14 protein-coding genes are annotated in these 13348 nt (G+C 70.9%); 9 read left to right on the top strand and 5 right to left on the bottom strand.

Going from position 1 to position 13348, the window contains the following annotated elements:
• Positions 1-502 precede the first annotated feature (502 nt).
• Positions 503-2080 (top strand): methyl-accepting chemotaxis protein, encoded by a 1578-nt coding sequence (locus BLT59_RS04880; protein ID WP_091777067.1) that lies wholly within the window; start codon positions 503-505, stop codon positions 2078-2080.
• Between the two features lie 55 nt (positions 2081-2135).
• On the opposite strand, the gene BLT59_RS04875 is transcribed toward BLT59_RS04880, so the two are convergent.
• Positions 2136-3011 carry an SDR family oxidoreductase gene (locus BLT59_RS04875; RefSeq protein WP_091777065.1) on the bottom strand — a complete coding sequence of 292 codons (876 nt, stop codon included), beginning with the start codon at positions 3009-3011 and terminating at the stop codon, positions 2136-2138.
• Positions 3012-3367: 356 nt separating this feature from the next.
• Here BLT59_RS04875 and BLT59_RS32105 point away from each other — a divergent pair, with 356 nt between their 5' ends.
• The 3 genes from BLT59_RS32105 (at position 3368) to BLT59_RS04865 (ending at position 4311) form a co-directional block, all read left to right on the top strand.
• A complete protein-coding gene (locus BLT59_RS32105) occupies positions 3368-3490 on the top strand; it encodes a hypothetical protein (protein ID WP_280141029.1) in 123 nt (40 codons plus the stop codon).
• 13 nt (positions 3491-3503) lie between these two features.
• Positions 3504-3719 carry a hypothetical protein gene (locus BLT59_RS04870; protein ID WP_091777063.1) on the top strand — a complete coding sequence of 72 codons (216 nt, stop codon included), beginning with the start codon at positions 3504-3506 and terminating at the stop codon, positions 3717-3719.
• Positions 3720-3885: 166 nt separating this feature from the next.
• A complete protein-coding gene (locus tag BLT59_RS04865) occupies positions 3886-4311 on the top strand; it encodes a GFA family protein (RefSeq protein WP_091777061.1) in 426 nt (141 codons plus the stop codon).
• Between the two features lie 101 nt (positions 4312-4412).
• Here the strand turns inward: BLT59_RS04865 and BLT59_RS04860 are convergent, their stop codons facing one another.
• Positions 4413-5060, bottom strand: a complete 648-nt coding sequence (locus BLT59_RS04860) for an urease accessory protein UreE (protein WP_091777060.1) — start codon at positions 5058-5060, stop codon at positions 4413-4415.
• 221 nt (positions 5061-5281) lie between these two features.
• On the opposite strand from BLT59_RS04860, the gene BLT59_RS04855 reads away from it, so the two are divergent.
• The 3 genes from BLT59_RS04855 (at position 5282) to BLT59_RS04845 (ending at position 7304) form a co-directional block, all read left to right on the top strand.
• Positions 5282-5551, top strand: coding sequence for a hypothetical protein (locus tag BLT59_RS04855; RefSeq protein WP_043347377.1), 270 nt, complete (start codon positions 5282-5284; stop codon positions 5549-5551).
• A 152-nt stretch (positions 5552-5703) separates the two neighbouring features.
• Entirely contained in the window at positions 5704-6444 is a 741-nt protein-coding gene (locus BLT59_RS04850) for a TerB family tellurite resistance protein (RefSeq protein WP_091777058.1), read from the top strand.
• A 104-nt stretch (positions 6445-6548) separates the two neighbouring features.
• Positions 6549-7304 (top strand): N-acetylmuramoyl-L-alanine amidase, encoded by a 756-nt coding sequence (locus BLT59_RS04845; RefSeq protein WP_091777056.1) that lies wholly within the window; start codon positions 6549-6551, stop codon positions 7302-7304.
• Between the two features lie 13 nt (positions 7305-7317).
• Here BLT59_RS04845 and BLT59_RS04840 read toward each other — a convergent pair whose 3' ends face one another.
• Positions 7318-8352: a TerC family protein gene (locus BLT59_RS04840; RefSeq protein ID WP_091777202.1), complete on the bottom strand. Its 1035-nt coding sequence runs from the start codon at positions 8350-8352 to the stop codon at positions 7318-7320.
• 167 nt (positions 8353-8519) lie between these two features.
• Positions 8520-9485, bottom strand: coding sequence for a GlxA family transcriptional regulator (locus BLT59_RS04835; RefSeq protein ID WP_091777054.1), 966 nt, complete (start codon positions 9483-9485; stop codon positions 8520-8522).
• Positions 9486-9603: 118 nt separating this feature from the next.
• On the opposite strand from BLT59_RS04835, the gene BLT59_RS04830 reads away from it, so the two are divergent.
• Positions 9604-10281 (top strand): HD domain-containing protein, encoded by a 678-nt coding sequence (locus BLT59_RS04830; RefSeq protein WP_091777052.1) that lies wholly within the window; start codon positions 9604-9606, stop codon positions 10279-10281.
• 56 nt (positions 10282-10337) lie between these two features.
• Here BLT59_RS04830 and BLT59_RS04825 read toward each other — a convergent pair whose 3' ends face one another.
• Positions 10338-11870 (bottom strand): MDR family MFS transporter, encoded by a 1533-nt coding sequence (locus BLT59_RS04825; RefSeq protein WP_091777051.1) that lies wholly within the window; start codon positions 11868-11870, stop codon positions 10338-10340.
• Between the two features lie 257 nt (positions 11871-12127).
• On the opposite strand from BLT59_RS04825, the gene BLT59_RS04820 reads away from it, so the two are divergent.
• A complete protein-coding gene (locus BLT59_RS04820; RefSeq protein WP_091777200.1) occupies positions 12128-13345 on the top strand; it encodes a TIGR03862 family flavoprotein in 1218 nt (405 codons plus the stop codon).
• The last annotated feature ends 3 nt before the right edge of the window (positions 13346-13348 follow it).

Genomic DNA, 13348 nt, shown 5'->3' with positions numbered 1-13348 from the left:
CGTCACGTTCCTTGATCCGTGCCGTGTTCCCCCTCGCGATGCGTCCCGCCGGGGCGCCGCGCGCCCGGAGGCCGATGAAGGGCGCGGGAGGGCATCGGATATCACCGGATGCCAACCGGCGAAACGACATGCGGTGCCGGCCGAGCCGTCGCCGGCGTCGCGGGCAGCCCGTAAGGGCGACCGGCACGGCGAGGCGGCATCGGTCGGCGCGCCGGCCGGTCGTGACGGTCGTTCCTTGGACGTCGCGCGGGCCCCGAAGATCATGCCGTGGCATGGCACGCATGTGCGGTTAGCATGGAATGATTCCAAGAATACCTGAGATAATGTTCTCATGCGATGCTTGATGATCGCCGATTCGTTTTCGATAAAACTTTGAGATGTCCATTTATTGGCGGGAATATAGGAAATGACAATTGGAAGTAAATTGTTTTATCTTGTCGGCGGCATTTTGCTGGCATTCATAGGGATCGTGGGCATTCAGGTATCCTCCGTTGGCCCGGTGATGATGGACGGCCGTAAGGCCGCCATCCGCGCCCAGGTCGAGTCGGCGCACGGCATCGTGGCGGCGTTCGCCCGTCAGGCGGAGGCTGGAGTCATCACGGCCGACGAGGCACAACGGCGTGCCGCCGATGCCCTGCGGGCGATGCGCTACAACGGCAGCGACTACGTCTTCGTCTACAGCTCGGCTCCGGGCAATATCGGCCGCAACGTCGTGCATCCCGATCCCAAGATCGAAGGCACTCGGTCGCGCGATGACGCGGCGATGAAGAAGACCTTCGTCTGGACGATGATCCAGCGCGCCCAGGCGGGCGGCGACTTCACCGAGTACCGCTGGGCTCGGCTCGGCGAGACCGAGCCGGCCCCGAAGGTCGCCTACTCGCTCGCCTACGAGCCGTGGCACTGGGTCATCAACTCCGCGCTCTACGTGGACGACATCCATGCCATGGACCGGGCGCGGATGGTCACCACCCTGCTCTGGCTGACGCCCCTCGCGATCGGGATCGGGGTGGTGGGATTCCTGCTGGCGCGCAGCATCACGCGCCCGCTGAGCGCCTTCACGTCGGCCCTGCATCGGCTCGCGGGTGGCGAGATGGGTGTCGACATCCCGGGGCGCGGCCGGCGCGACGAGATCGGCCAGATGGCCGAGGCTGCCGGCGTGTTCCGGGACAGCATGATTCAGGCGCAGACGCTGTCATCCGAACAACTGGCGGAGCAGGAGCGCCGGCAGGAGCGCGCCCGCTGGATGGAGGCGGTGACCCGCAGCTTCGATGCCGAGGCGAGCGAACTCCTGGCGCAGGTCGACGGCGCGGCCTCCGGCATGCGCGAGGCCTGCCGGGCGATGTCGGCCACCGCCGCGGAGGCGGCGCAGCAGGCCGGTTCGGCAGCCGGCGCCGCGCAGCAGGCCGCGACCAACGTGCAGACGGTGGCGGCGGCCACCGAGGAACTGTCGGTCTCGATCGGGGAGATCAGCGGGCAGGTCACCAAGTCGGCCGAGATCGCCCGTCAGGCCGTGACCGAGGCGGAGCGGACCGATCGACAGATCCGCGGGCTGGCAGGGGCGGCGGAGAAGATCGGGGAGGTCGTGCGGATCATCTCGGCGATCGCCGAGCAGACGAACCTCCTGGCGCTGAACGCGACGATCGAGGCGGCGCGGGCCGGCGCGTCGGGACGCGGATTCGCGGTGGTCGCCGCCGAGGTGAAGGGTTTGGCCGGGCAGACCGCGAAAGCCACCGAGGAGATCACCGCCCAGATCGCCGCAATCCAGGGGGAGACCACACAGGCGGTTCACGCGGTCCGCACGATCGGCGGCACGGTCGACACGATGAACGCCATCGCTAGCGCCATCGCAGCGGCCGTCGAGCAGCAGCGGTTCGCCACGGGGCACATCGCGCAGAATATCGACGAGGCGGCCCGCGGAACCGATTCCGTGAGCCAGAACGTCGTCTCCACCTCGGCCGCCGCGGAGGCAACGCGCCGCGTGGCCGGCGAGGTCGGTGCAGCCGCCGGCGATGTCTGCCGCAGCGCCGAGGCCCTGCGCGCCGAAGTCATGCGCTTTCTCGCCGAGATGCGTGCCGCCTGAGACCGCCGTCGGCCCGGACGGCACCCGCCGTTGTGGGTGCTGTCCAGGCGGCGTGTCAGAACACCGGCATGGCACCGGCCACCGTGACGAGCGCGCCCGATGTGTAGCTGCTCTCCTCCGAGGCCAGCATCACGTAGGCCGAGGCGAGTTCGGCCGGTTGTCCGGGCCGGCCGAACGGCACCTGGCTGCCGAAGGATTTCACCGAATCCTGGCTCATCCCGGAGGGAATGAACGGGGTCCAGATGGGCCCGGGCAGCACGCCGTTCACGCGCACGCCTGTCTCGGCAAGCAGCTGGGCCAGACTCAGCACCATGTTGCTCAGGGCGCCCTTGGTGGCGCTGTAAGCCAGGAGCGACGGCATCGGATGCTTGGAATTCACCGACGAGGTGAAGATCACCGAGGCGCCGGGCTTCAGATGGGCGAGCGCCGCCTTGGTCACGTAGAACGGGCCGAACACGTTGGTGCGGAAATGGTCCTCGAACACGGTGTCGTCGATTCCGGCGAGGTCCGCGTTCGGCTGCTGGAACGCGCCGTTGTTGACCAGCACGTCCAGGCGGCCGAACGTCTCCACCGTGCGGGCGACGATCTGGCGTGCGTAGGCGGCGTCCTTGAGGTCGCCCGGCAGCAGCAGCGCGCGCCGTCCCGCCTTCTCGATCCATTGGGCGACCGCTTCCGCGTCGGCCTGCTCGTGCGGCAGGTAGGAGATGGCGACGTCCGCCCCCTCCCGCGCGAAGGCGATGGCGACCGCGCGGCCGATGCCGCTGTCGCCGCCGGTGATCAGCGCCGCCTGACCGGTCAGCTTGCCCGAGCCCTTGTAGCTCGCCTCGCCGTGGTCGGGTTCCGGCTCCATGCGCCCGGTCATGCCGGGGAAGCTCTGGGGCTGCGCCGCGAAGGGCGGGCGGGGATACTTGTGCAGCGGATCCGTGGTCACGCGTCGTCTCCGGTTGGGATGCCGGTCCAACTGAACGGTGACCAGGGTGTTCCGCTGCCCTGGCGCCGCGCCGCGGCCGATTCCCGTTCGGGCCGGCCCCTGCCGAGCGGAGACACGAACCCGTTTCCCGACGACGGGCCGACACAGGCCAGCAACAGGCCGTCGTCAGTCTGGCCTTGAGGAGACCGCGCTATGATCGACGTTCAGCCGGAGGGTCGGGCCGCCCGCGTGATCGATCGCGTCCTGATCTGCGCAGCGATGCTCTCGCTCACCTTCGGACTGGCTACGGGCCTGTGGGGCCTGCTGCAGTGAGTCGGCCCCGGGACACGGATCCACGACAAGGACCCGGCGCGCGGATGATGACCCGTTCAGGTCGCACCACCATGCACCGGCCCGGACGCGATTACACCGCCGTGGCGTTGATCGGCGTGGGGCTCACGGTGCTCGTGCTCGCGCTGCTGCTGGTCGGGATGCCATGAGCGGGCGCCGGAGATGCTGCTGAACCGTGCGGTCGTCGCGGCGGTGATCGGGGCGGCCGCGGCGTTCCTGCTGTACCTGGCGGCCCTCGCCCACGCGGCGCTGTCGCCGAACGAGCCCTACGCGGCCAGCATCGGCCTCACCCTCGACCAGTGCGTGGCCGTCCAGGACAGCCTGTCTGCCGAGGCGGCGAGCCTGTACTGCCGCAGGCCCGTGCCGAAGCGCCTGTGACCGGCGGCGATCGCGGTCTCCCGAGGCGTCGGCGCGTGAGTTTTCCTCACAGGCCGTGTGAAGACATGACGATTGTCGGGATCCTCGCTCGCACCTAGACCGTCGGGGGCCTGTTGGACCGGTCGCTGAGCCGGATCCCAGGAAATCGCACGGGGGCACCAGCATCATGGCGGACGATGCGACGATCCGGACCGGGCGGTGTCATTGCGGCGCCGTGCGCTTCGAGGCGGCCCTCAGCGACGATCTCGCGACGATCCGCCGATGCACCTGCTCGTATTGCCGCATGCGCGGCGCCGTCGTCGTCATGGCGCAGCCGGGCGGGGTGAGGATCCTGCAGGGTGCGGAGGCGCTGACGACCTACCGGTTCCATACCGGGGTGGCGCAGCACTTCTTCTGCTCCCGCTGCGGCGTCTACACGCATCATCAGCGGCGGTCGGACCCGAACGTTCACGCCGTCAACGTCGCCTGCCTGGACGGGGTCAGCCCCTTCGATTTCCCGGAGGTTCCGGTGATGGACGGCGTCAATCACACGAACGATACCGGCCAGCCCACGCGCCGCGCCGGCACGCTGCGCTTCATTCCCGCAGGGTGACGGCCGCGGGCCGTCCGGGGTCGGAGGCCGGCATGGAGTCCTCGATCGGTCCCGTCTGACCGGCCCGGTCTACCGGCGCCGCCCCGGGCCGGGTTCAAAGGCTAATGATCGTGGCCGCAGCCGGGACCGTGCACGTGGCCGTGATCATGACCGTGATTCTGGTGCCCGTGCTCGCGATGGTGTTCGTGTTCGTGGCTGTGCTCATGGCCGTGCTCATGGCTGTGACCATGGTCATGCGCGTGATCGGGCCCGTGATGATCGTGGCCGTGATCATGGTGGGCATGATGATCGTGGCCGTGATCGTGCCCGCAGGTGCTGTGATCGTGGGCGGCGTGCTCGGGCCGGAAGGCGCGGGAGACCGGGGTCGCGACGCAGCCCTGCCCGCGCACGAGTTCGGCCGCGGCAGGGGTAGCCGGGACGTAGAGCACGTCCGCGCCGATCTCGGCGTCCACGTGGCTGCCGCCGAGCTGCCAGGCCAGGCGCAGCAGGCGGACCGGATTCTCGGCGCGCACCTCCAGGAGGTCCTCGGCGGCCGCCTGCACCGCGATGAGACGACCGTCGTCGAGGCGCAGGGCGTCGCCGTCTTCCAGGGCCGCGGCCTTGGTGAGCGCGACGTCGAAGGCGAGCCCGCCCTCCCCGACCAGGGATCCCGCAACGGCGTCCCGGGCCGCGCGATCGAGGGTCACCGTATCGGCGACACGGTCGGCGCGCACCGCGGCCCGGCGGACGATCGTGGTGGCTGTCGGCATGGGATCCTCGGACGTGGTGCCGGATATGGCTCTGCGGTACCCCGGCCGGAGCGCCGCCTCTGGACCGTGGCATAGGGCGAGACGGGAACCCGGTGCAACTCATGGCGCAGCCGATGGAACCTTAGCCGTATGGCCGACATTCCTTTCCTGCTAAGCTCGGGGCGATCCGCCGCGATCACGGCCACAGGCCGGACTGAATGCACAAGGGAGTTCTGGGGACCATGAAGAAGCTGACGGCAGCCGCCCTCGCCACCATCGCCGCCCTCTCGCTCGCCGGCTGCAACACCCCGGAAGACCGGGCTCTGGGCGGTGCGGGCCTCGGCGCCCTGACCGGTGCGGCAATCGGCGCGGCCGCCACCGGCCGCGCGGGCGGCGCCCTGGCGGGTGCCGCGATCGGCGGCGCCGGCGGCGCCATCGTGGGGGCCTCGACCGCGCCGCGCTGCCCCTATGGCACGTATCGCGACGCCTACGGCAACGTCTATTGCCGCTAAGCTGAGCTGGGCGGGCCGGGCGCGTCCCGGCCCTTCCTCGCGGCGTGCAGAGCGGCTATCCCGTCGCTCGGCCGGGTGCGTTCCGGCGCCGGAACCACGCCGCCCCCGATGACAGAACCGAGCCGAGGATCAGCGCCGGGACCGGGTCGCCCATGAGCCAGGAGACCAAGTCTCAGGGCGTCTGGGGCAAGCTCGGCGGCGCGGGCTTCGGCCTCGCGATCGGTGGCCCGCTCGGGGCGCTGATCGGGGGCGTTGCGGGCCATTTCCTGATGGACCGGGTCGGCGCGCCCTTCGGGCGGACGCCGCGCGACGTCGTGTTCACCACGGGCCTCGTGGCCCTCGCCGCCAAGATGGCCAAGTCCGACGGCGTCGTGCTGCCCTCGGAAGTCGAGGCCTTTGGTCGGGTCGTGCGGGTGGAGCCCGCGGCGCGCCCGGGTGTGGAGCGCCTGTTCGACCTCGCCAAGAAGACCACGAACGGCTTCGAGGCCTACGCACGCCAGCTGGCGACGACCTTCGGCGACGAGCCGGCCCTGCTGGAGGACGTGCTCGACGGCCTGTTCCAGATCGCGGGCGCCGACGGTGCGCTGCACGAGGCCGAGGAGCGCTACCTGCGCGCGGTCTCCGGAATTTTCGGCTTCGACGAGGCCGCGTTCCGGCGCATCGCCGCCCGGCACGTGCGGCTGCCGGACGATCCCTACGGCGTCCTCGGGCTCGACCGTGCGGCGGACGACGCCGCCGTGAAGGCGCGCCATCGCGCGCTGGTGGCCGAGCATCACCCGGATCGGGCGCTGGCCCGCGGTCTTCCGACGGAGGCGGTGGCCATCGCCACCCGGCGGCTCGCCGCGATCAACGCGGCCTACGACCGGATCGCGCAGGAGCGCGGGCTGCGGTGAGTCTCGCGCCGCCGGATCCGAGCAGGTGAGGACGCGCGCCGGGTAACGCGCCGCGTTCCGCGCGATCCGGTGCGTCGCGGCTCCAACCGTGGCACAAGCCCGGCATGACGCTGAATCCGGACAGCCCCCTCGCCCGCCGCGTCGCGCCCTCGCCGAACCACGGCGCCCGCCGCACGGGACCGCTCGACCTGCTGATCCTGCACTACACCGGGATGGAGAGCGGGGCCGCCGCCCTGGCACGCCTGCGCGATCCGCTGAGCGAGGTCTCGGCCCACTATCTCGTGTTCGAGGATGGCGGAATCGTTCAGATGGTGCCGGAGGGCCGCCGGGCCTGGCATGCCGGCGCCGGCGCCTGGAAGGGCGAGACCGACGTCAATTCCCGGTCGATCGGGATCGAGATCGTCCATCCGGGCCATGCCGGCGGCCTGCCGCCCTATCCGGAGGCGCAGGTCGACGCGGTGATCGCGCTGGCCCGGGACATCCTCGGCCGCTGGCCGATCCCGCCGGAGCGCGTGCTCGCCCATTCCGACATCGCGCCCGAGCGCAAGGAGGATCCGGGAGAGACCTTCCCGTGGGAGCGCCTCGCCGCGGCGGGGGTGGGTCATCACGTGCCCCCCGCCCGCCTGCAGGACGGCCGGTTCTTCGCGCGGGGCGACGCTGGTCAACCCGTCGAGGCGCTGCAGGCGATGTTCGCGCTCTACGGCTACGACCAGCCGGTGACCGGGGTGTTTGACGAACACACCCAGGCGGTGGTCGCCGCGTTCCAGCGCCATTTCCGCCCGGCGCGGGTGGACGGCGTGGCCGATGCCTCGACCATCACCACCCTGCGCGATCTGATCGCGGCGCTGCCGGCGGCCTGAGGGCTGGTCCGCCTCAGGCGCGGTGGGCCCGGGCCTCGTGGGGGTGCCCGGCCTCCGAGGCCGAGGGAGTCGGCGCGTCGGTCCGGGTCCGCCAGAGACTGTAGAAGACGCCGGCCGCCAGCAGCGTCAGGGTCACCACCAGGGAGACCCACGGCGGCACCGTCACCAGCCCGAACGTGTCGGCCACCACGATCTTGGCGCCGATGAAGATCAGGATGAAGGCGAGGGCCGTCTTCAGATAGGCGAACCGGTCGACCATCGCGGCCAGCGCGAAGTAGAGGGCGCGCAGGCCCAGGATCGCGAAGATGTTGGAGGTGTAGACCACGAACGTGTCCGTGGTGATCGCGAAGATCGCCGGGACGCTGTCGACCGCGAAGATCACGTCGGCACCGTTGACCAGCACCAGGGCAAGTGCCAGCGGGGTGAAGTACAGGGCGACCCGGCCGGTCTTCGGATCGGTCTTGCGCACCGTGAAGCGCTGGCCGTGCAGGTCGGGAGTGACTCGGAAGGTGGTCTTGAACCAGCGCACGACGGCGCTGTTCTGGAAGTCGCCCTCCTCCTCGTCCCCCGAGAACAGGATCTTCAGGCCGGCGTAGATCAGGAAGGCCGCGAACAGCGACAGCACCCAGTGCACCTCATGCACCAGGGCGGCGCCGAGCCCGATCATCAGGCCGCGCAGCACCACCGCCGCCAGGATGCCCCAGAGCAGGACCCGGTGCTGGGCCGCCCGGGGGACGCCCAGTGCCGTGAGGATCATGGCGATGACGAAGACGTTGTCCATCGACAGCGACTTCTCGACCACCAGGCCGGTGACATATTCCTGGCCGGACTGCGGCCCGAGATACCACCAGATCCAGCCGCCGAAGGCGAGGCCGAGGGCGAGGTAGAAACCGGTGAGGGCCAAGCTCTCCCGGACGCCGATCTCGTGCTCCTTGTCGCGGTGGAGGAGCCCGAGGTCGAATGCGAGCAGGCAGGCGATCAGGACGTGGAATCCGAGCCACATCCACAATGGCTTACCGAGCCATTCGACGGTGAGGACGTCCATCATGTGCGGGACCTGATGCTGATTCCAGATGGAAAGCATCGGCTCCGACATCACGGGCGCTGAGGAGCGCCCGCCAGAGGGGCCCGCAGCCGATGGGAGCGAGGTAAGCGGTGATCGGGGCGAATCAAGGGCAGTCCCGCGATGCCCGGGGACAGGGTGCGCAGGGCGCCTCAACCACGGGCATGCCGGCGCCGGTACTCCGCGGGTGTCGTGCCGACCCGTCGCTGGAAGGCCCGCCGGAGGGTGTCGACATCCCGGAACCCGCAGGCGCCCGCGACCTGCTTCAGGGCGATCTCGCCCGTCTCGAGGAGACGGCGCCCGGCCTCGATCCGCACGGTCTCGACGTAGGCGGCCGGGGTCAGGCCGGTCTCGGCCCGGAACAGGCGCGCGAAGTGGCGCGGGCTCATCCCAGCCCGTTCGGCGAGCCGCTCGATGCCGTGATCCTCCGCCGGGTGGGCGGCTACCCAGCGCTGCACCTCCTGGAGGGCCGAGCGGCCGGCTGGGGCGCTGACCCCGCGGCGGCTGAACTGCATCTGACCGCCGCCGCGCTTGAAGAACATGACGAGCTGGGCTGCCACCCGGCGGGCGATCTCGGCACCCTGGTCCTCCTCCACCAGCGCCAGCGCGAGATCGAGCCCCGCCGTGACGCCGGCCGCGGTCCGCACCGGCCCGTCGAACAGGCAGATCGCGTCGGGCTCGACCTGCGCCTCGGGGTAGCGCACGGCCAGCCTCTCTGCCACGGCCCAGTGCGTCGTGACCCGGCGGCCCGTCAGGAGGCCGGCCTGCCCGAGCAGGAAGGCCCCGCTGCAGACCGAGCCGTAGCGTCGGCAGTGCGCCGCCGCGTCGGCTAGCCATGCGAGGAGATCGGCGCCAACGGCCGCCTCGTGGATCCTGGGCGCGCCGGCTACGAGGAGCGTGTCGAAGGCCGCGCCCGCATCGGCGGGCGCCAAGCGATCCGGGAGCAGGCGACGGCCCGACGAGGTCGTGATCGGGCCGGGCTCCGTCCCGATGAGGGCGAGGCTGTAGAGCGTGCGGCCGCTCTGCGCATTCGCCTCGGCGAAGACGTCCAGTGGTCCGGCCACGTCGAGGAGCTGGACGTTCGGCAGGGCGAGGAGTCCGATCGAACGGGACGTCATGGGAGGGCCATGGCCGAAGGTGCGGGCACGTTGGCAGAAATCATCGCTTCACGACGATTGCTGTCAAACCGAGTGTCTCGTAGCGCAGAGGGACACGCAGCGCAAAGGAGCCCCGTCGATGCGCCTCCCCTCCGAAGCCGTCGTCCCCGACAGCGCCCTCGCCAAAGCGATCACCGCCTTCGTCCGCGACAGCGAGACCGAACTGCTCTTCAACCATTCGAGCCGGGTCTATCACTTCGGTGCCCTGGCCGGCCTCCAGCGCGGCCTGACCTTCGACCGCGAGCTGCTCTACGCGGGCGCCATGTTCCACGATCTCGGCCTGATGCCGGATCACAGCAGCGCGGCGGAGCGCTTCGAGGTGGACGGCGCCAACGCCGCCCGCGATTTCCTCAAGGCGCACGGCGTTCCGGAGACGGATGTCGACACGGTCTGGACGGCCATCGCGCTCCACACCACGCCCGGCATCCCGGTGCACATGCACCCGGTGGTCGCGCTGGTCACGGCCGGCGTCGAGATGGATGTGCTCGGCCTGACCTATAGCCAGTATTCCGATGCCGAGCGCGAGGCGGTCGTCTCGGCTTATCCCCGCTCGCCGGACTTCAAGGAAGACATCATCCAGGCCTTCTATGACGGCATCCGGCACAAGCCGGATACCACCTTCGGCAACGTGAAGGCCGACGTGATTGCCGACAAGGAGCCGGGATTTCGTAAAGGCAACTTCTGCAGCGTGATCCGGGCCTCCCGCTGGCCAGGTGGCGCGCATGCGCCGGGATGCGGCTGCGGCCAGCAAAGCTGAGGCGCATCGGGGCCGAGGCGCTTGGCCATTGCGGCGTATCGGGCCGGCCGTGACCCTCAGGTCGGCTTATCCGACGTCCTGCCGTCCATCTTCGGCGAGCTGCGCTCGCCGAGCGGCCGCTCCTCCATGATTGCCAGGAACGCGAAGGCCGCGAAGAGTCCGAGGCAGGCGGCCAGGAACACGTACCGGAAGGTCAAGGCGAGCTGCGCCGGATCGGCGCCGCGGATCAGGCTCTCGACGTCGTGACCCCCTGTCCCGCCCGCGGCGCCGCCGAGCACGATGGTGCCGAAGGCCGCCACGATCAGCGCCCCTCCGAGGGAGCGGAAGAAGTTCATCGCGGCGGTGGCGATCCCGAGCTGGTGGCGCGCCACCGCATTCTGGATCGTGATGGTGGAGAGCGGCAGGATCGTCCCGATCCCCATGGAGAGCAGTGCGAACAGCACCTCCATGAGCCAGAAGGGGAGCGCCCGGCCCTGCCAGGCGATCAGGGCGCAGCAGGCGAGGCTGACGCTCATCATGGCGAGCGGCACGCGCTTGTAGTGCCGGAAATAGATCATCGACCGTCCCGACAGGGTCGCGCCCGTCACGGTCCCGACCATCAGCGGCACCAGGGCCACGCCGGCCTCGCTCGCCGAGAGGCCGATCACCCCTTCGAGGAAGATCGGCACGTAGATGGTCAGCCCGATGAAGGTGCCCATGGCGAAGCAGGCGGCGAGCGTCGCGCTGTAGACCACTTGGTTCCGCAGGACCTCCGTGGGGATCAGCGGCTCGGCCGCCGTGGCGAGCCGCACCGCGAAACCGGCGCCCAGAGCCGCGGCCAGGGCGAGGAGGCCGAGGACCGGTGCGGAACTCCACGGGTAGCGCACGCCGCCCCAGCTCAGGGCCAGCAGCAGGGCGATCGAGCCTGCGACCATCAGGCCGGCACCGGGCCAGTCGAGGCGGTGCTGGCGGTCATAGCGCGGCAGGCGCTTCAGGTTGGCGTTGGTCAGCGCGAAAGCGAGGACGCCGATCGGCAGGTTGATCCAGAAGATCAGCGACCAGTGCAGGTGCTGGGCGAAGAAGCCCCCGAGCAGCGGCCCCGCCACCGAGGCGGTCACGAACACGCCCGCGATCACCACCTGGTAGCGCGCCCGCTCCTTGGGCGCCATGATGTCGGCCAGGATGGTCTGGGCCAAGGCGATCAGCCCGCCGCCGCCGATGCCCTGGAGGCCCCGGGCGAGCGCCAGCGTCACCATCGTGGGCGCGAGCGCGCAGGCGAGCGACCCGAGCACGAAGGTCGCGATGGCGATCAGCAGCATGATCCGCCGGCCATGGATGTCGCTGAGCTTGCCGTAGAGCGGGGTCACCGCCGTGGAGGCCAGGAGGTAGGCGGTGACGATCCAGGGCAGGTTGGCCGCGTCGCCGAGGTCGAGTCCGATGGTCGGCATGGCGGTCGCCACGATGGTCTGGTCGAGGGCCGCGAGGAGCATCGCGGTCATGAGGCCGTAGACGATCGCGCGGATTTCGCCGGGACTGAGCAGGGCCTGCGGGGCGACGGGCTGCGCCTTGGTCTGCGGCTGGATCTCGGTGACGGCGACGGGGCTGGCCACGTGTTTGAGAGCCTCTGATCCGGGCCGTGCCAGCCGACCGTCCGGGGCGGACGGAGCCTGGGGCGGCATGAGGAGGTGCGCGGACGGGTTGCGGTCGCGTGCCGGTGTGGCGGTATCCGCGGGGCCCGGGATCGGAAAGAACGTACGTTCGGGCGTGTCCGGTTCCTAGCGCAATGCTGGAGGACGGCCCATGGCGCCCGGCGCCGATCCGGCCTTCGCCCTTGACAGAGAGCGCCGGCCTGTCGCTCTCCCGGCAGATGCCGGATGACAGGGATGCAATCGCGATCGTCGGCGGCGGGCCGGCCGGGCTCGCCGCGGCCGAGGTGCTGGGTGAGGCCGGCTGCGCGGTCACGGTCTACGAGCGCATGCCCTCGGTCGCCCGCAAGCTGCTGATCGCCGGGCGCGGCGGTCTCAACATCACCCACAGCGAGGGGCGGGCGGACTTCCTCGCGCGCTACCACCCGCGCGGGGTCCTCGATGACGCCATCGCGGCTTTCCCGCCCGACGCCTTGCGGGATTGGTGCGCGGAACTCGGTGAGCCGACCTTCGTCGGCTCGAGCGGGCGGGTGTTCCCGCAGAGCTTCAAGGCTTCGCCCCTGCTGCGGGCGTGGCTGACGCGGCTCGGCCGGCTCGGGGTCCGGATCCGCACCCGCCATCGCCTCACGGGGATTGCCGAGGGCCTGCGTTTCGAGACCCCGGATGGTTCGCGCGAGATCCGTCCCCGCGCCACTCTGCTGGCCCTCGGCGGGGCGAGCTGGCCGCGCCTCGGGTCGGACGGGCGCTGGGTGCCGCTCCTCGAAGGGCTCGGCGTGGCGGTGTCGCCCCTGCGTCCGGCCAATGCCGGCTTCGCGGTGGCGTGGTCCGACCTGTTCCGGGATCGCTTCTCCGGCGCGCCGCTGAAGCGGGTGGCGCTCGCCTGCGACGGCACCACGGTGCGGGGAGAGGCCGTGATCACGGAGGCCGGCATCGAGGGTGGGGCGATCTACGCCCTCTCGCGCCCCTTGCGCGAGGCGATCGCGGCCGAGGGCAGCGCGCGGCTCGTCGTGGATCTGCGCCCGGATCTGACCCGGGAGGTTCTCGCCCGCCGTCTGTCCGGCGCCAGGCCGGGCGACTCCGCCGCGACCCGGCTGCGCAAGGCCGCGGGTCTCCCAGCCGTGGCGGTGGGGCTGCTGCGCGAGGCGGCCGGCGCCGCCCTCCCGGCGGATCCAGCGGCGCTCGCCGGGCTGATCAAGGCCGCGCCGCTCACCCTCACCGCCTCCGCGCCGATCGAGCGGGCGATCTCGACGGCGGGCGGCGTTCGGCTCGACGCCCTCGACGGGCGGTCCATGCTGCGTGCCCGTCCGGGCCTGTTCCTGGCCGGCGAGATGCTCGACTGGGAGGCGCCGACCGGCGGCTACCTGCTCCAGGGCGCCTTCGCGGGGGGGCGGGCGGCCGCCGCCGGGATGCTCGACTGGCTGCGCGAGACCGGCGGCTGACCC

Origin of the sequence: Methylobacterium sp. UNC378MF (assembly GCF_900103195.1) — a bacterium.
Taxonomy (GTDB): Bacteria; Pseudomonadota; Alphaproteobacteria; order Rhizobiales; family Beijerinckiaceae; genus Methylobacterium.
This window is presented reverse-complemented; position numbering and strand designations above follow the sequence as displayed.

What these genes read in the sequence shown, in the direction of transcription:
- BLT59_RS04880 (WP_091777067.1), top strand. Translation starts at nt 503, where the DNA reads ATGATGGACGGCCGTAAGGCCGCCATCCGCGCCCAGGTCGAGTCGGCG.
- BLT59_RS32105 (WP_280141029.1), top strand. Translation starts at nt 3,368, where the DNA reads ATGATGACCCGTTCAGGTCGCACCACCATGCACCGGCCCGGACGCGAT.
- BLT59_RS04870 (WP_091777063.1), top strand. Translation starts at nt 3,504, where the DNA reads ATGCTGCTGAACCGTGCGGTCGTCGCGGCGGTGATCGGGGCGGCCGCG.
- BLT59_RS04865 (WP_091777061.1), top strand. Translation starts at nt 3,886, where the DNA reads ATGGCGGACGATGCGACGATCCGGACCGGGCGGTGTCATTGCGGCGCC.
- BLT59_RS04860 (WP_091777060.1), bottom strand. Translation starts at nt 5,060, where the DNA reads ATGCCGACAGCCACCACGATCGTCCGCCGGGCCGCGGTGCGCGCCGAC.
- BLT59_RS04855 (WP_043347377.1), top strand. Translation starts at nt 5,282, where the DNA reads ATGAAGAAGCTGACGGCAGCCGCCCTCGCCACCATCGCCGCCCTCTCG.
- BLT59_RS04850 (WP_091777058.1), top strand. Translation starts at nt 5,704, where the DNA reads ATGAGCCAGGAGACCAAGTCTCAGGGCGTCTGGGGCAAGCTCGGCGGC.
- BLT59_RS04845 (WP_091777056.1), top strand. Translation starts at nt 6,549, where the DNA reads ATGACGCTGAATCCGGACAGCCCCCTCGCCCGCCGCGTCGCGCCCTCG.
- BLT59_RS04840 (WP_091777202.1), bottom strand. Translation starts at nt 8,352, where the DNA reads ATGATGGACGTCCTCACCGTCGAATGGCTCGGTAAGCCATTGTGGATG.
- BLT59_RS04835 (WP_091777054.1), bottom strand. Translation starts at nt 9,485, where the DNA reads ATGACGTCCCGTTCGATCGGACTCCTCGCCCTGCCGAACGTCCAGCTC.
- BLT59_RS04830 (WP_091777052.1), top strand. Translation starts at nt 9,604, where the DNA reads ATGCGCCTCCCCTCCGAAGCCGTCGTCCCCGACAGCGCCCTCGCCAAA.
- BLT59_RS04820 (WP_091777200.1), top strand. Translation starts at nt 12,128, where the DNA reads ATGCCGGATGACAGGGATGCAATCGCGATCGTCGGCGGCGGGCCGGCC.